This window comes from Rhodococcus ruitaii, assembly GCF_055230935.1.
Genome location: NZ_JBUYWC010000006.1, coordinates 149,347 through 166,288, shown reverse-complemented (window position 1 = coordinate 166,288; position 16,942 = coordinate 149,347). Strand labels below are relative to the sequence as shown.

Sequence of the window (16,942 nt, the reverse complement as noted above, 5' to 3'; positions counted from 1 at the left end):
GGTGGTTCGAGGAGGATTCGTCAGATGAGTGTCGCAGACGGCCCATGGCCGGCAGTGGGGACGACGGGTGCTCGGTTCGGTTCCCGGCGTCCACGTCACCGTGCGAAGCGGGACGATCTTGTATATTCGCCCCCTGAGGACGGGGGTCGGTTGTCGGAGTTGAGCGCTGCTTCGACAGTGGGGTCGGCCAAGGGAGTGGAGCGGGCGACCGGAGAGCAGGCCCCCGCCGGTGGGATGACTCCTCGGGAGTCACGCACGATGGATCGCACATTCGACGGCACTGAGTACGAAAGCACTGGGAGAGTCGGAAAAGTGGAAGAGCACACGTCGTCGTTCGTGAGGCCGTTCGTGCGTATCGGTGGCCGGACCCGAACCGATGTGGACCTACCGCTCGAGGCCCTGGTATCCACAGTCCCGTCCGCGTCGAGCATGATGGCCGGAAAGTTCGCCGAGGAACACCGCGTGGTCGTCGGTCTGTGTGCGCAACCGCGGTCCACTATGGAAGTGGCAGCCCTGGCAGGGATTCCCCTCGGAGTCGCCCGTGTACTGATCGGCGACCTTGCGGGGGCGGGCATTCTGACCGTGCACAGCACTGTGGACCGGGTCGGGCCGGGTAGTGATCTTCTCGAACGGGTTCTCACGGGGCTGCATTCGCTCTGACTGTTCGAGCGCCATCGCGATGTTCGTTCCGGCACGCCCGGTGTGCGGTGCTGTGAGCGTATGTCGATAGCATGGGGAGGTTGCCGTCGCGCATTGCCGGCGCGCCCGGTAACAGCCCCCAGAACAGGCATCCAGCCGAGGAGTCCAGCACAGTGACCACGCCCGCATCCGCGAAACCAGCCACGCTCGTCCGGGTGCCCGTGGGAACCACTGCCGGTGCTGCCGTCCGTGAGGCCGGGCTGCCGGTCAAAGGCCCCGACGCGATCGTCGTCGTCCGCGACGGAGAAGGTATGTTGCGCGACCTGTCGTGGATGCCCGACGTCGACATCGAGGTCGAGGCGGTCGCCGCTGACACAGAAGACGGCCGCAGCGTCATCCGGCATTCCGCCGCGCACGTTCTTGCGCAGGCCGTGCAGCAGGAGTTCCCGGAAGCCAAGCTCGGCATCGGCCCCCCGATCAAGGACGGCTTCTACTACGACTTCCAGGTCGAACGACCCTTCACCCCGGAAGATCTCGCGAAGCTCGAGAAGCGGATGAAGAAGATCGTCAAAGACGCGCAGCGCTTCTCCCGTCGCGTCGTCGAGAACCTCGAGGACGCTCGCGCGGAACTGGAGAACGAGCCGTTCAAACTGGAACTGATCGACGACAAATCCGGCAGCGGCGACGTCGAGCCGGACCCCGAGATCATGGAGATCGGCGGCGCCGAGCTGACGATCTACGACAACCTCAACCCGCGCACCGGTGAGGTGGTGTGGAAGGATCTGTGCCGCGGCCCGCACCTGCCGACCACGAAGTTCATCCCCGCGTTCAAACTGACCCGCAGCTCCGCCGCCTACTGGCGGGGCGACCAGGACAATGCCGATCTTCAGCGCGTTTACGGCACGGCCTGGGAGTCGGTCGAAGCGCAGGATCGGCACCTCGAACTGCTCGCCGAAGCGGAGCGCCGCGACCATCGCAAGCTCGGGGCCGAACTCGATCTGTTCTCCTTCCCCGACGAACTCGGTTCGGGTCTGCCGGTGTTCCATCCCAAGGGCGGCATCATCCGCCAGGAGATGGAGAACTACTCGCGCGAGCGCCACGTGAAGGCCGGCTACGACTTCGTCAACACCCCGCACATCACCAAAGGTCATCTGTACGAGGTGTCCGGTCACCTCGACTGGTACCGCGACGGCATGTTCCCGGCGATGCACATCGACGAGGAACTCAACGAGGACGGAAGCATCCGGAAGCCCGGCCAGGACTACTACCTCAAGCCGATGAATTGCCCCATGCACGACCTGATCTTCCGGTCGCGTGGGCGCTCCTACCGCGAACTGCCACTGCGGATGTTCGAGTTCGGTTCCGTCTACCGCTACGAGAAATCCGGGGTCGTGCACGGGCTCACCCGTGTGCGCGGCATGACGCAGGACGACGCGCACATCTTCTGCACGCCCGAGCAGATGCGCGACGAACTCACCACGATCCTCAATTTCATCCTCGATGTGCTGAAGGACTACGGACTCGACGACTACTACCTCGAACTGTCGACGAAGAACCCGAAGAAGTTCGTCGGCAGCGACGAACTGTGGGACACGGCCACCGAGACGCTGCGTGAGGTCGCCGAAGCATCGGGCCTGACTCTCGTACCGGACCCGGGCGGCGCTGCGTTCTACGGACCCAAGATCTCCGTGCAGGTCAATGATGCGCTCGGCCGCAATTGGCAGATGTCGACGATTCAGCTGGACTTCAATCTTCCCGAGTTGTTCGAGCTCGAATACACCGGCACCGACGGCGCGAAGCATCGCCCCGTGATGATTCACCGGGCGCTGTTCGGTTCGATCGAACGGTTTTTCGGTGTCCTCACCGAGCATTACGCGGGCGCGTTCCCGGCATGGCTGTCCCCCGTGCAGGTCGTCGGTATCCCGGTCGCCGAGAACTTCGCGGACCATCTGCTCGATGTCACCCGGAAGTTGAAGGCCGAAGGCATCCGGGCCGAGGTCGACCTCAGCGACGACCGTATGCAGAAGAAGATCCGCACCCACACCACGCAGAAGGTGCCGTTCATGCTGCTGGCCGGGGAACGCGACGTCGACGCAGGCGCGGTGAGTTTCCGGTTCCGCGACGGCACCCAGGTCAACGGTGTGCCCGTCGAAGAGGCCGTGAGCATCGTCGCAGAGTGGGTTCGCCGACGCGACAACGCTTCTCCCACTGCGGAGTTGGTGCGTCCGTCAGAACAGGGAGCGACCCCTTGACCGGCGAGAGGAATCCGGGGCCGGCCGACACCTCCGACTCGATGATCGATCGCGGTGTCGGTGAATCCGACCACCTGCAGCGACTGTGGTCCCCACACCGCATGTCGTATATCACCGAATCCCCGGGATTGCGGAGCGAGCCGTACGAGCCGTTCACCGAGATACCCAAGATGGCCGACGAGGAAGGTCTGGTCGTTGCCCGCGGCGAATCCGTATACGCGGTGCTCAATCTCTACCCGTACAACCCTGGCCACCTCATGGTGGTGCCGTACCGGCGGGTCGCGAACCTCGAAGACCTCACGGTAGCGGAAAGCGCCGAGCTCATGACGTTCGCTCAGCGAGCGCTTCGGGTGATCAAGAAGGTGTCGCGCCCCCACGGGTTCAACGTCGGACTCAATCTGGGTGCCGCCGCCGGAGGTTCGCTGTCCGAACACCTGCACCTGCACGTGGTGCCGCGCTGGGGCGGCGACGCGAACTTCATCACGGTGCTCGGTGGGTCCAAGGTGATGGTTCAGTTGCTGCGCGACACCCGCGCATTGCTGGCCTCGGCATGGGACGAGTGACCCCGGCCGAACGCGGGTCCGAACTCGACCACATCTGTGGCCTCCCAGCGCGTCATGGCAGGATCGAGATCCGGACACGTCGGTCGAAGGGGAAATCGGGGGTCTCGGAATGCTGAGCTTCTTCGGTCGCGCATCGGTATCGAAGGTGACTGCACCGCTCGGTCACGCCTTGATCCGCACGGGCTTGACCCCGGACGCCGTGACTGTCATCGGCACGCTCGCTACGATCGCAGCCGCCCTCACCTTGTTCCCGACCGGCCATCTGTTCGTCGGCACGCTCGTCATCTGGCTGTTCGTGATGTTCGACATGCTCGACGGTGCCATGGCACGCGCCCGCGGCGGCGGAACGCGGTTCGGTGCGGTCCTCGACGCCACGTGCGACAGAGTTGCAGACGGAGCGATTTTTGCCGGTCTGGCGTGGTGGGCGGTCTATCACGAGCAAAGCAGGCCGCTGGTGATCGCGACGCTGATCTGCCTCGTATGTTCACAGGTGATCTCGTATGCCAAGGCGCGTGCCGAGGCGAGCGGCCTGTCGGCGGATGGCGGCCTCATCGAGCGTCCTGATCGGCTCGTGATCGTGCTCGTCGGTTCCGGTCTGACCGGTCTCGGTCTCGACTGGGCCATTCACATCGCGATGTGGCTGCTCGCCGCAGGATCGGTCATCACAGTGTTCCAGCGAGTACTTGCGGTGAGGAATTCGCCGGGCGCGCGTGATCTGTTGCCGATCGCGCCGGCCTCGACGCCAGAGACGGATACCGACAGCGAGGAGCGGACGTGAAGGGCGAGACCCGAGCATGAACACGGCCGAGCGCCTCTCGGATTTCGGATACGCTGCGGGATGGCGTCTGGTGCGACTCCTGCCGGAACGTGTCGCGACGCGGCTGTTCGATGCGGGCGCCGACATTGCTGCGCGCCGCAATGGCGGACCGACGCAACTACGCCGCAATCTTTCCCGTGTCATCGGGGTTCCTCCGGAACAAGTTCCTGATGATCTGATCAGGGCCTCGGTCCGGTCGTACGCACGCTACTGGCGAGAATCTTTCCGCCTTCCGTCGATGGATCTCGACGCCACCGCGACGTCGATCGACGCGGTGGTCGAAGGACGTGAGCACATCGAGACAGCGTTGGCGGACGGGCGGGGGGCGATCCTGGCGCTGCCGCACAGCGGCAATTGGGACATGGCCGGGGTGTGGTGCGCCCGTACCTACGGGCAGTTCTCCACGGTCGCCGAGCGCCTGCGACCGGAGTCTCTGTACCAGCGGTTCGTCGACTACCGGGAACACCTCGGGTTCGAAGTGTTCCCGCTTTCCGGTGGTGAGAGCCCTCCGTTCGTCGAACTGTCCGCGCGCCTACGGGACAATCGAATCGTGGCTCTGCTCGGGGAACGCGACCTGGCCCGCAAGGGTGTGCCCGTGACGTTCATGGGCGAGAAGACGCGGATGCCTGCCGGGCCTGCCAAACTGGCGATCGACACCGGTGCGCCCCTACTTCCCGTGCACTGCTGGTTCACCGACGGCGGATGGGGGTTCCGGGTCCACCCGGAGGTCGACGTCACCGGCGGCATCGACAGCGCCACGCAGCAATTGGCCGACCGATTCGCCGCCGATATCGCCGAGCACCCGGCAGACTGGCACATGTTGCAACCATTGTGGATCGATGATCTGTCCGACTCACGACGCGCTCGAATGGAGGAGTGAGTGAGGATCGGAATGGTCTGCCCGTACTCTTTCGATGTACCGGGCGGCGTCCAGGCCCACGTTGTGGATCTCGCCGAAGTGCTCATCGCCCGCGGTCACGAGGTGAGCGTTCTCGCGCCTGCCTCCGAGACCACAGCGCTGCCCGACTTCGTCGTCTCTGCGGGCAGAGCTGTTGCGATTCCGTACAACGGATCGGTGGCCCGGCTGAGCTTCGGACCCGTCTCGTATTCGCGGGTGCGCCGCTGGATCAACGACAACAACTTCGACGTCCTCCACATCCACGAGCCGAACGCGCCGAGCCTGTCGATGCTCGCATTGAAGATCGCCGAGGGGCCGATCGTCGCGACATTCCACACGTCGACAACGAAGTCGCTGGTACTGAGCACCTTCCAAGGGGTTCTACAGCCGTTTCTCGAGAAGATCAGCGGTCGCATCGCCGTCTCCGAACTCGCCCGGCGCTGGCAGGTCACCTCTCTCGGGGCCGATGCCGTGGAGGTCCCGAACGGGGTCGATGTGCCATTCTTCCGGCACTCGCCGCCGCTACCCGGTTATCCGCGAGCCGGTCGGACGGTGCTGTTCCTCGGTCGCTTCGATGAATCCCGGAAGGGCATGGACGTTCTCATCGGTGCGCTGCCCGCTCTGGTGGTCAGGTATCCGGACATCGAGATCCTGGTGGTGGGTCGCGGCGACGAAGACAGGCTCCGCAAAGACGCCGGACCGCACGCAGGGCACCTCCGGTTTCTCGGTCAGGTCGACGACGACAAGAAGGCCTCTGCGATGCGCGGCGCCGACGTCTACTGCGCACCGAACCTCGGTGGGGAGAGCTTCGGGATCGTCCTCGTCGAAGCGATGGCATCCGGTACCGCCGTCGTCGCCTCCGAACTCGATGCGTTCAGGCGAGTGCTCCGCGACGGGCGGGCAGGAGTGCTCGTCCCCATCGGCGATTCTGCAGCACTTGCCGACGGCATCCTGGAGGTTCTCGACGACGACGACCGTCGCGCCGCGTTGATCCAGGCCGGATCCGAGGTCGTGGAAACCTACGACTGGCCGGTGGTGGCAGACCAGATCCTGCGGGTGTACGAGACGGTCACCGTCGGTGCCGGTCCGGTACGGGAGGTGCGTTCGTGACGCTCAGCGCGCTGACGATCTTCGTGCTGGCGCTGATCGCAGCCGTCGTACTGCTGCTCGGGCTGTGGGCATACGGGACAGCCAATCGCCTCGATCGGTTGCATGTACGGTCGGACCTGTCGTGGCAGGCGCTCGATGCCGCCCTCGCGCGGCGCGCCGTGGTGGTGCGAAGCATCGCAGCCTCCTCGAGCGCTTCGGACGGTAGACGGTTGTCGGTGCTGGCAGATCGGGCGGAACGTGCGGATCGTGCGCATCGCGAGACCGCCGAGAACGAACTCTCCGTCGCGCTCGCGGGCCTCGACGTCGAGCGTTTGCGACCGCAGTTGGTCGCCGAACTTGCCGACTCCGAGGCCCGGGTCCTCATCGCCAGACGATTCCACAACGATTCGGTGCGTGACACACTCGCGTTGCGGACCCGTCGCCCGGTGAGGTGGCTCCACCTCGGTGGTACTGCGCCGCTGCCGACCTATTTCGAGATCGCCGAACGCGAAGTCGACAAGGCACGGATCGCGGAGGGAATCGGGCCAGTCGAGACAACTGCGGCTGTCCCACCCCGGTCGCCGATACCGGATCGGGCTCGCACATCGGCGCGGGTGGTGCTGCTCGACGACACCGGACGCGTGCTCCTGCTTCGAGGGCATGATCCGGCCCGCCCGGAGGTGCGCTTCTGGTTCACCGTCGGCGGTGCTGTGGAACCTGGCGAAGATCTGCGCGTCGCGGCCGTCCGGGAGCTCGCGGAAGAGACGGGGCAGGGAGTTGCCCCCGAACGGCTCGTCGGGCCTGTGTGGCGGAGGGTGGCGGTCTTTCCGTTCAACGGTGAGGTCCTGCACTCCGAAGAACTGTTCTTCGTCCTGCAGACACCCGGATTCGAACCGGGCTCTGCAGGGTTCACCGAGCTCGAACGTCATATGGACCTCGAGTTCAGGTGGTTCGATACCGACGGACTTCGAGACCTGGTCTCCGAGGGAGAACCGCTGTACCCGCAGGATCTTCCGGAGCTCCTCGACGAGGCCAGGCGTATCGCCGGCGCTCGCGAGGAACCCGGACGCAACATTCCACTGCGCGTCATTCGCTGACAGTGCTCGTCACGGGCAGTATGTGACACGAGAAGGGTGTGACATGAGCAGGCCAGCGCATCGCGACTGGCTATGGGGACCCACCCGTCTGCAGTCATAGGCTCGGCGGGTCGCGATTCGCATGTGCGCGGCGACCCGACCTCGTCGTGCCGGACTGCTGTGTCAGCTTGCTGCTTCGAGTTCTGCTACTTCGAGTTCTGCTGTGTCGGGTTCTGCTGTGTCGAGATTGTCTGAGGAGTTCAGCTGTGAGTAGCCCGGATACCACTGCCCCCACCGGTACCGCCCGCGTCAAGCGCGGCATGGCCGAAATGCTCAAGGGCGGTGTGATCATGGATGTGGTCACTCCCGACCAAGCCAAGATCGCCGAGGACGCGGGTGCGGTCGCAGTCATGGCACTCGAACGCGTGCCCGCGGATATCCGCGCGCAGGGCGGGGTGTCTCGGATGAGCGATCCCGACATGATCGACGGCATCATCAGCGCCGTCTCCATTCCCGTCATGGCCAAGGCCCGGATCGGACACTTCGTCGAGGCACAGGTGTTGCAGGCGCTCGGAGTCGACTACGTCGACGAATCCGAGGTTCTCACCCCCGCCGACTACGAGAACCACATCGACAAGTTCGCATTCACCGTGCCGTTCGTGTGCGGTGCCACCAATCTGGGGGAAGCGTTGCGTCGCATCAACGAAGGTGCTGCGATGATTCGCTCCAAGGGCGAGGCCGGTACCGGGGACGTCTCGAACGCCACGACCCACATGCGTCAGATTCGTCAGCAGATCCGGCGACTGGGCTCACTTCCCGAGGATGAACTCTATGTCGCGGCGAAGGAGCTGCAGGCTCCCTACGACCTCGTCGTCGAAGTCGCGAAGGCCGGGAAGCTTCCGGTGACGCTGTTCACGGCCGGAGGAATCGCAACCCCCGCGGATGCTGCGATGATGATGCAGCTCGGCGCCGAAGGCGTGTTCGTCGGTTCCGGGATCTTCAAGTCCGGCAACCCCGAACAGCGCGCCGCAGCAATCGTCAAGGCCACCACCTTCTACGACGACCCCGATGTGCTCGCCAAGGTGTCGCGCGGACTGGGCGAGGCCATGGTCGGCATCAACGTCGACGACATTCCGGTGCCCCACCGGCTTGCCGAGCGCGGATGGTGACCATCCCCGCCTTCTACTCGTCGTCCGGCGGATAACCTACTTCCGGGTACAAGACGGAAGGGTCCCGAATGGCGAAGATCGAAGACATCCTCGAGCTCGAACGCATCGAAGAGAACATCTTCCGCGGTATCGCAACGGAGACGTTGCTGCCGCGGACGTTCGGCGGTCAGGTGGCGGGGCAGGCGCTGGTGTCCGCGGTACGCACCGTGGTCCCGGAATTCCAGGTCCATTCCTTGCACGGCTACTTCCTCCGCCCCGGAGATCCTGCGAAGGGGATCGTGTACCAGGTCGACCGTATCCGGGACGGGCGCTCGTTCTGCACGCGCCGGGTCACCGCTGTTCAGGGCGGTCGCGCGATCTTCACGATGTCGGCGTCGTTCCACGCCGACGATCAGGGCCTCGAGCATCAGGACGAGATGCCTGCGGTGCCCGAGCCGGAGACTCTCCCCGACGCGAAGACACTCGTCGAACAGGGACGTGAGGAGTTCGCGTGGGCACTGCGCGAGTGGTCGAATTGGGATTTTCGATTCGTTCCACCGGAACACCTGGTGGCCGACCGCGGGGTGGCCGCACACCAGCGGGTGTGGTTCCGTTCGCGCGCGACGCTTCCGGACGACCCGGTCTTCCACGTGTGCACACTCGCCTACATGAGCGATATGACGCTGCTCGGATCCGCACATGTCATCCATCCCGACGACAGAACTCAGGATGCGTCGCTCGACCACGCCATGTGGTTCCTGCGTCCGTTCCGGGCCGACGACTGGTTGCTCTACGACCAGACGTCGCCTTCCGCAGGGTTCGGCCGCGCGTTGACCCAGGGCCGGATCTACGACAGCAATGGAAACATGGTCGCCGCAGTCGTGCAGGAAGGGCTCACGCGCTATCTGCGTGAGTCCTGATCTGCCCGACCTCCGTAGTGAGCGCGGCGACCCTCGACGATATGAGAGGGAGGCGATCCGTCGTGGCCACTTCGCTGCTGCACTCCACTGCGACGATCGGGGTGCTCGCACTTCAAGGCGACGTTCGGGAGCACCGATCCGCGCTCGAAGCGGCGGGCGCGCGCACTGTCGCGCTGCGACGCGAGAGCGAACTCGATGCGGTCGACGGCATTGTGATTCCCGGTGGCGAATCGACGACCATGAGTCGGTTGCTCCGGGTGTTCGACCTGCTCGAACCGCTGCGGGCGCGGCTGAAGGACGGGCTTCCGGCCTACGGTTCGTGCGCCGGGATGATCCTCCTCGCCACCGAGGTGCTCGACACCCGGCCGGATGCCGAGCATCTCGACGCGCTCGACATCACTGTGCGGCGGAACGCCTTCGGTCGCCAGGTGGATTCGTTCGAGACCGATCTCGACATGACCGGAGTCGACGGTGCTCCGGTGCGGGCCGTGTTCATCCGTGCACCCTGGGTGGAGCGGGTCGGGCCCGACGTCGAGGTCCTCGCCCGTGTTCCCCACGGTCCGGCGAAGGGGCGGGTGGTGGCGGTGCGGCAGGGCGGAGTCTTCGCGACGTCGTTCCACCCCGAGGTAACCGGTGATCTGCGGGTCCATCGGCTTTTTGTCGAGGCTGTGCGCTCGCAGGCCAGGGCCCGGTAGGTAGACTCGATCCTCCGAACTGTCGGCTCGACCGACTTCACATCGCCGGAAGGGGCTCGAAGCGAATGAGCGGCCACTCCAAATGGGCCACCACCAAGCACAAGAAGGCGGCCATCGACGCCAAGCGCGGCAAGATGTTCGCGAAACTCATCAAGAACATCGAGGTGGCAGCCCGTACCGGCGGTGGTGACCCTGCCGGGAATCCGACCCTGTTCGACGCCATCCAGAAGGCGAAGAAGAGTTCGGTCCCGAACGACAATATCGAACGCGCCCGCAAACGGGGCGGGGGCGAAGAGGCCGGCGGCGCCGACTGGCAGAACATCACGTACGAGGGATACGGCCCCAACGGTGTCGCCCTGCTCATCGAATGCCTGACCGACAACCGCAATCGCGCCGCGGGTGAGGTACGTACCGCCATGACACGCAACGGCGGCAACATGGCGGATCCTGGCTCGGTGGCGTATCTGTTCACCCGCAAGGGGGTCGTCACGCTCGAGAAGAACGGTCGCTCCGATGACGACCTCCTCGAGATCGTCCTCGACGCGGGTGCCGAGGAGATCAACGATCTCGGGGAGTCCTTCGAGATCGTGTCCGAGCCGACGGATCTCGTTGCCGTGCGTACCGCGCTCATCGATGCCGGAATCGACTACGACGCGGCTGATCCCGACTTCCGTGCGTCGGTGGAGGTGCCCGTCGACGCGGAGGGTGCGCGGAAGATCATGAAGCTCATCGATGCGCTCGAAGATTGTGACGATGTGCAAGACGTCTACTCGAACGTCGACATCCCCGACGAGGTTCTTGCCGAACTCGACGCCTGATCCGCCCTCGTGGCGCCGTCCTGCAAGGGCGGCGCCGCGGTCGGTCGCGGCGCGGCGCGTGTCGTTCGGGCGGCAGTCGGAGTGTTCGGCTAGGCTCTCGAACAACTGTTCGTAGCGTGTGAAGGGTGTGGCGGTTGCGTGTGATGGGTGTCGACCCCGGGCTGACGCGCTGCGGGTTCGGGATGGTCGACACCGGCCGAGGCCGGGTCGTCGTACCCGTGGCCGTCGACGTGATCCGCACGCCCACCGATCTCGACCTCGCGGAGCGTCTGCTGCAGATCTCCGATGCCGCCGAAGACTGGCTCGACCGCTACCGGCCGGATGTCGTCGCCGTCGAGCGTGTCTTTTCTCAGAACAATGTCCGCACCGCAATGGGTACCGCACAGGCCGGAGGAGTGGTAGCGCTGTCCGCTGCCCGGCGGGGTATCCCGGTCATGTTCCACACTCCCAGTCAGGTCAAATCCGCGATCACCGGTCACGGCAGTGCCGACAAGAAGCAGATGACCGCGATGGTCACCCGGATCCTCGGTCTCGACACCCCACCGAAACCGGCCGACGCCGCCGACGCACTGGCCCTGGCGATCTGTCACTGTTGGCGGGCGCCCATGCTGGCGCGGATGGCCGCAGCAGAAGCTGCGGCAGAGGAACAGAAGCGACGGTACGAGCAACGGCTGCGCGACCAGCTCGCAGCCCGGAAGGCAGGGTCACGGTGATCGCCTCGGTACGTGGAGAGGTCCTCGAGATTGCGCTCGACCACGTCGTCGTCGAGTCCGCAGGAGTCGGGTATCGCGTCAACGCCACACCCGCCACCCTCGCGACGTTGCGTCGCGGCAGTGAAACACGCCTCGTGACGGCGATGATCGTGCGTGAGGATTCCATGACCCTGTACGGATTCGCCGATCCGGAGGCGCGCGATCTCTTCGGGCTGCTGCAGACCGTCTCCGGTGTGGGGCCCCGCCTGGCGATGGCGACGCTCGCCGTGCTCGAGCCCGCCGCGCTACGTACAGCGCTCGCGGAGGGGAACACCGCGGCGCTCACCCGGGTCCCCGGCATCGGTAAGCGCGGCGCCGAACGCATGATCGTCGAACTGCGCGACAAGGTTGCCGCATGCGGCCCCGACGAGGACGCACCTACTCTGTCCGCGGTGTCCTCACCGATCAGAGAGCAGGTTGTCGAAGCTCTCGTCGGTCTGGGCTTCCCGCTCAAGCAGGCGGAGCAGTCGACCGATGCGGTGTTGAACGCGGATCCTGCTGCCGACACGTCCACGGCGTTGCGTGCGGCATTGTCGGCGTTGGGTACGTCGCGATGACCGACGACGACACACCCGATCCATTCGCCGACGAGTCGCCGGTGACTGCGGAGTACACCACGTCCGACGGCGAGATCGAAGCGAGTCTGCGTCCGAAGAGTCTCGACGACTTCATCGGTCAACCCCGGGTACGAGAGCAACTTCAGCTGGTGCTGCGCGGCGCCAAGATGCGGGGGGGCACGCCCGATCACATCCTCCTGTCGGGTCCGCCCGGGCTGGGGAAGACCTCGATGGCGATGATCATCGCTGGAGAACTCGGGTCCTCGCTTCGACTGACGTCAGGGCCGGCGCTCGAACGTGCCGGCGACCTTGCCGCAATGCTGTCGAACCTGGTGGAGGGCGACGTTCTGTTCATCGACGAGATCCACCGAATCGCCCGACCGGCAGAGGAGATGCTGTATCTGGCGATGGAGGACTTCCGCGTGGATGTCGTCGTCGGGAAGGGCCCTGGCGCAACGTCGATCCCGCTCGAGGTCGCCCCGTTCACGCTGGTCGGCGCGACCACTCGGTCCGGCGCCCTGACGGGTCCGCTGCGCGACCGGTTCGGCTTCACCGCCCACATGGACTTCTACGATCCGCCCGAGCTCCAGCGGATTCTGCAGCGTTCGGCGCGCATCCTCGGTATCGAATTGCACGAGGACGCGAGTGCGGAAATCGCCGGTCGTTCCCGAGGGACCCCGCGTATCGCGAACCGCTTGCTCCGGCGTGTCCGCGACTACGCCGACGTGCGCGCCGACGGTGTCATCACCGTCGGGATCGCGCATGCCGCTCTCGAGGTGTACGACGTCGATCCGATCGGGCTCGATCGCCTCGACCGGGCAGTGCTCGGGGCACTCGTGCGCAGCTTCGGTGGCGGGCCGGTGGGTGTATCGACGCTTGCGGTTGCCGTGGGGGAGGAGCCTGCCACCGTCGAGGAGGTCTGCGAGCCGTTTCTCGTGCGTGCGGGCATGGTGGCGCGCACTCCGAGGGGCCGCGTCGCGACGCAGGCCGCGTGGCTGCAGTTGGGGTTGACGCCTCCTCCGGATGCGGCGGCCGGTGGGATCGAGGTGCGTGCTCGCGAGCCGCACGTCGACTCGTGCGCCGAGGAGTGAACATGCTCTGTCGCGGCACATCGGACAACGGGACGTACCTTCCCGCCCACGGTAGTGGCACACTGGTTTATTGCGTCGGTCCGCAGAGGCCGACAGAGCGTTGCTGTGGTGGACTCCGCCGCGACACCGGTTACGAATCTGAGGACTGACTTCAACCATGGAATTGCTCTTCCCGCTCTTGATCCTCGCACTGTTGGTGCCCACCTTCCTGGGTGTGCGGCGCCAGAAGAAGGAGATGCAAAAGGTCACTGCGCTTCAGGACTCCCTGCGTATCGGCGACCGTGTCGTGACCACGGCCGGTCTGCACGCCAGCGTGGCAGCCCTGCGCGACGACACCGTCGATCTCGAGATTGCTCCGGGCGTCGTGACGGTATGGTCACGCTTGGTCATCCGTGAGCGCATCGAGGAGACCTCCGAGGCCGACGATCTCGACTCGATTTCTCTGAGCAAGGACGACAACGCCGCATCATCAGAAACGGGTCCTACCGAGCGCTGAGGCGTACGCTCGGCCCTCTCGACCCGCGACGCGTCACCGCGTGGTCGGCACCGCAGTAGCCGGTGTCGGCCCGTTGTGTGCTGCGCGGCCGCCCTGACCGACCCACTCACTCGTATCGAGGAGACTGACAGACCGTGGCACCTTCCAATGGATCGGTGCATCCCGCGCGCGCACTCACCCTGTTCGGGGTGATTCTCGTCGCGTTGTATGCACTGGTCTTCTTCACCGGGGACAAGTCGCCGGCCCCGAAACTCGGCATCGATCTGCAGGGCGGCACCCGAGTGACGCTGACGGCACGGACACCCGACGGGAGCACCCCGAGCCAGGACAGCCTCAGTCAGGCCCAGCAGATCATCGAGACTCGTGTCAACGGTCTCGGTGTGTCGGGTTCCGAAGTGGTCGTCGACGGCGACAACTTGGTGATCACGGTTCCCGGTGACGACAGCTCGCAGGCGAGGACCCTCGGCCAGACCGCCCGGTTGTACATCAGGCCGGTGGTCGGTGGACCGATCGACAGTTCACTGACGGCCGAGCAGCTGGCCGAGCAGGCGCCCGCGGAGGGGTCCGACCCAGTGGTACCGGAGGGGTCCGACCCAGTGGTACCGGAGGGGTCCGACCCGGCAGCACCGGAGGGCATCGACCCGGCAGCACCGGCCCAGCCGGACACCGCAGAGCAGCCCGCAAACGATGCTCCGGAACCGCAGGGCAGGCCGTTCCCCGCGCAGGACCCCACCGATTCTCCGGTCGAGCCGGCCGACGAGATTGCACCGGCAACGGAAGAACCTGCGCCGGGGCCGGACGATTCCGAGCCGCTCACCCAGCAGGAGCAGGCAGCAGCCGATATCGCTGCAGCGAAGGAGACCCGGCAGAGCGAAGACCCGATGGTGCAGCAGGAGGCCGCGCTTGCGCTCGACTGCTCGGCCACCGACCCGCTGGCGGGTAACGACGATCCGGCGCTCCCACTGGTGGCGTGCTCGACCGACGGCACCTCGATCTACCTGCTCGGACCGAGCATCATCGATGGGCAGCAGATCGACGACGCGACCTCCGGATTCAACAGCCAGCAGTCGCGGTACGAGGTGAGCCTGACGTTCGACAGCGAGGGCAGCACCACGTGGGCGCAGTACACCGCTGCGAACATCGGTTCGCAGGCCGCATTCGTCCTCGACTCGAAGGTGGTCAGTGCGCCTGTCATCCAGGGCGCCACGCCTGCCGGCAGTGCCACCTCGATCACGGGCCAGTTCACCAACACTCAGGCCACCGAGCTGGCGAACACCCTCAAATACGGCTCGCTTCCGCTGTCGTTTGTCGCATCCGAGGCGCAGACGGTCTCGGCGACTTTGGGATTCGCATCCCTCGAAGCAGGTTTGATCGCGGGTGCGGTCGGCCTGGTTCTGGTTCTGCTGTTCTGTTTGGTGTACTACCGGATGCTGGGTCTGCTCACCGCGTTGTCGCTGGTGCTTGCGGGTCTCGCCGTCTACGCCATCATGGTGCTGCTCGGCCGGTACATCGGATACACCCTCGACCTCGCAGGTATCGCAGGTTTGATCATCGGTATCGGTATGACGGCCGACTCGTTCGTGGTCTTCTTCGAACGAATCAAGGACGAGATCCGGGAGGGTCGTAGTTTCCGGTCGGCTGTGCCTCGCGGCTGGGCCCGTGCCCGCCGCACCATCCTCTCGGGTAACGCGGTGAGCTTCATATCCGCTGCGGTGTTGTACGTCCTGGCGATCGGGCAGGTCCGAGGCTTCGCATTCACGTTGGGCCTGACCACAATTCTCGATGTCGTCGTGGTGTTCTTGGTGACTTGGCCGCTCGTGCACCTCGCATCCAGATCGAAGACGTGGTCCAAGCCGAGCATGAATGGTCTCGGTGCGATTCAAGAGGTGGCGCGTGAGCGCCAGCTCGCTGCGGCTTCGGCGAAGGAGGCGTGACGATGACCGACACGACGACAACGACATCGACCGTCTCGCGGAAGGGCAGGCTGTCCGGCCTGTACACCGGTACGGGCGCCTTCGAGATCATCGGGCGGCGGAAGCGCTACTACATCCTCACCGCGGTGATCGTGGCGGTTGCCCTGCTCAGCATGCTGGTGCGTGGCTTCACCTGGGGTATCGATTTCGAGGGCGGTACCCGGATCCAGATGCCGGCGGTGGCCGGTGCGACCATCTCCGAGGTCGAGACGGTGTTCAGCGACGCGATCGGTTCCGGGCCGGAATCGGTGCAGACCGTCGGTGCGGGTGCCGGCGCCACCTTCCAGATCCGGTCGGAGACTCTCGACCTCGGTCAGGTCGAGGCGGTGCAGACGGCGCTGTTCGACGAGTTCCAGCCGGTGGGCGCCGACGGAGAGCCCTCTCGCAACGCGATCAGTGTGGCCGACGTGAGTTCGACCTGGGGTGGGCAGATCACCCAGAAGGCGCTGATCGCGTTGCTGGTGTTCCTGGTGATCGTCAGCGTATACATCGGGGTGCGGTACGAGCGTGACATGGCGATCGCCGCGATCACCGCGATGTTCTTCGACATCGCCGTCACCGCCGGCGTTTATTCCTTGGTCGGGTTCGAGGTGACACCGGCGACGGTCATCGGTTTGCTCACGATCCTCGGATTCTCCTTGTACGACACGGTGATCGTTTTCGACAAGGTCGAGGAGAACACCCGGGGGATCATGCATCTGCACCGTCGTACTTACGCGGAGCAAGCCAACTTGGCGGTCAATCAGACCCTGATGCGGTCGATCAATACCACGGTAATCTCGGTGCTTCCGGTGATCGCGTTGATGGTGATCGCCGTGTGGTTGCTCGGTGTGGGAACTCTCAAGGATCTGGCTCTGGTGCAGCTGGTGGGAATCGTGGTCGGCACCTACTCGTCGGTGTTCTTCGCGAGTCCGCTTCTCGTTTCGCTCAAGGAATGGCGTGGTCCGATCGCGAAGCACACCCGCAAGGTGCTCGCGAAGCGGGAAGAGGCTGCCGCACGTGCGGAGAGCCGCGCTGGCGACCTCGCCCCGGCGGGTGCCGACGCGACGGCTTCCCCGGCCGTGAGCGTCGCAGCGCAGCGCCCCGCGGCAGCACCGCAGCGGACCCCGCAACCGGGTGCCCGACCGACCGGAAAGCGTGCCAAGAGAAGGTCCTGAT

The 16,942-nt window shown here is 65.3% G+C and carries 17 protein-coding genes; all 17 read left to right on the top strand.

Annotated elements, in window-relative coordinates; all coding sequences use genetic code 11:
- The first annotated feature begins 312 nt into the window (after window positions 1–312).
- The 17 genes from ACZI8W_RS09395 to secF all read left to right on the top strand — a co-directional run bounded on the left by ACZI8W_RS09395 (window position 313) and on the right by secF (window position 16,941).
- Window positions 313–660, top strand: a complete 348-nt coding sequence (locus ACZI8W_RS09395) for a DUF742 domain-containing protein (RefSeq protein WP_463368222.1) — start codon at window positions 313–315, stop codon at window positions 658–660.
- A gap of 152 nt (window positions 661–812) precedes the next feature.
- Window positions 813–2,891 (top strand): threonine--tRNA ligase, encoded by a 2,079-nt coding sequence (gene thrS, locus ACZI8W_RS09390; protein ID WP_463368221.1) that lies wholly within the window; start codon window positions 813–815, stop codon window positions 2,889–2,891.
- A 41-nt stretch (window positions 2,892–2,932) separates the two neighbouring features.
- Complete coding sequence (locus tag ACZI8W_RS09385; RefSeq protein ID WP_463368285.1) at window positions 2,933–3,454, top strand: ATP adenylyltransferase; 522 nt, start codon at window positions 2,933–2,935, stop codon at window positions 3,452–3,454.
- A gap of 109 nt (window positions 3,455–3,563) precedes the next feature.
- Window positions 3,564–4,232, top strand: a complete 669-nt coding sequence (gene pgsA, locus ACZI8W_RS09380; RefSeq protein WP_463368220.1) for a phosphatidylinositol phosphate synthase — start codon at window positions 3,564–3,566, stop codon at window positions 4,230–4,232.
- A 16-nt stretch (window positions 4,233–4,248) separates the two neighbouring features.
- On the top strand, window positions 4,249–5,151 hold the full coding sequence (locus ACZI8W_RS09375) for a phosphatidylinositol mannoside acyltransferase (protein WP_463368219.1): 903 nt from the start codon (window positions 4,249–4,251) through the stop codon (window positions 5,149–5,151).
- On the top strand, window positions 5,152–6,279 hold the full coding sequence (locus tag ACZI8W_RS09370; RefSeq protein ID WP_463368218.1) for a glycosyltransferase family 4 protein: 1,128 nt from the start codon (window positions 5,152–5,154) through the stop codon (window positions 6,277–6,279).
- A complete protein-coding gene (locus tag ACZI8W_RS09365; protein WP_463368217.1) occupies window positions 6,276–7,355 on the top strand; it encodes an NUDIX hydrolase in 1,080 nt (359 codons plus the stop codon). The genes ACZI8W_RS09370 and ACZI8W_RS09365 overlap by 4 nt, the downstream gene beginning before the upstream one ends.
- Window positions 7,356–7,600: 245 nt before the next feature.
- Window positions 7,601–8,503: a pyridoxal 5'-phosphate synthase lyase subunit PdxS gene (gene pdxS / locus ACZI8W_RS09360; RefSeq protein ID WP_463368216.1), complete on the top strand. Its 903-nt coding sequence runs from the start codon at window positions 7,601–7,603 to the stop codon at window positions 8,501–8,503.
- Window positions 8,504–8,571: 68 nt separating this feature from the next.
- Complete coding sequence (locus tag ACZI8W_RS09355; RefSeq protein WP_463368215.1) at window positions 8,572–9,402, top strand: acyl-CoA thioesterase; 831 nt, start codon at window positions 8,572–8,574, stop codon at window positions 9,400–9,402.
- Window positions 9,403–9,479: 77 nt separating this feature from the next.
- Window positions 9,480–10,097 (top strand): pyridoxal 5'-phosphate synthase glutaminase subunit PdxT, encoded by a 618-nt coding sequence (pdxT, locus tag ACZI8W_RS09350; protein ID WP_463368284.1) that lies wholly within the window; start codon window positions 9,480–9,482, stop codon window positions 10,095–10,097.
- A gap of 65 nt (window positions 10,098–10,162) precedes the next feature.
- Window positions 10,163–10,915 carry a YebC/PmpR family DNA-binding transcriptional regulator gene (locus ACZI8W_RS09345; protein WP_463368214.1) on the top strand — a complete coding sequence of 251 codons (753 nt, stop codon included), beginning with the start codon at window positions 10,163–10,165 and terminating at the stop codon, window positions 10,913–10,915.
- A 134-nt stretch (window positions 10,916–11,049) separates the two neighbouring features.
- Window positions 11,050–11,628, top strand: a complete 579-nt coding sequence (gene ruvC / locus ACZI8W_RS09340; protein WP_463368283.1) for a crossover junction endodeoxyribonuclease RuvC — start codon at window positions 11,050–11,052, stop codon at window positions 11,626–11,628.
- Window positions 11,625–12,224 (top strand): Holliday junction branch migration protein RuvA, encoded by a 600-nt coding sequence (ruvA, locus tag ACZI8W_RS09335; RefSeq protein WP_463368213.1) that lies wholly within the window; start codon window positions 11,625–11,627, stop codon window positions 12,222–12,224. The genes ruvC and ruvA overlap by 4 nt, the downstream gene beginning before the upstream one ends.
- The gene (ruvB, locus tag ACZI8W_RS09330; protein ID WP_463368212.1) at window positions 12,221–13,315 is read left to right on the top strand and encodes a Holliday junction branch migration DNA helicase RuvB; all 1,095 of its coding nucleotides are present in this window, start codon (window positions 12,221–12,223) and stop codon (window positions 13,313–13,315) included. The genes ruvA and ruvB overlap by 4 nt, the downstream gene beginning before the upstream one ends.
- Before the next feature lie 157 nt (window positions 13,316–13,472).
- Entirely contained in the window at window positions 13,473–13,811 is a 339-nt protein-coding gene (gene yajC, locus ACZI8W_RS09325) for a preprotein translocase subunit YajC (protein ID WP_463368211.1), read from the top strand.
- A gap of 134 nt (window positions 13,812–13,945) precedes the next feature.
- On the top strand, window positions 13,946–15,745 hold the full coding sequence (secD, locus tag ACZI8W_RS09320) for a protein translocase subunit SecD (protein ID WP_463368210.1): 1,800 nt from the start codon (window positions 13,946–13,948) through the stop codon (window positions 15,743–15,745).
- Window positions 15,746–15,747: 2 nt separating this feature from the next.
- Window positions 15,748–16,941, top strand: a complete 1,194-nt coding sequence (gene secF, locus ACZI8W_RS09315) for a protein translocase subunit SecF (RefSeq protein ID WP_463368209.1) — start codon at window positions 15,748–15,750, stop codon at window positions 16,939–16,941.
- Window position 16,942: the final 1 nt, after the last annotated feature.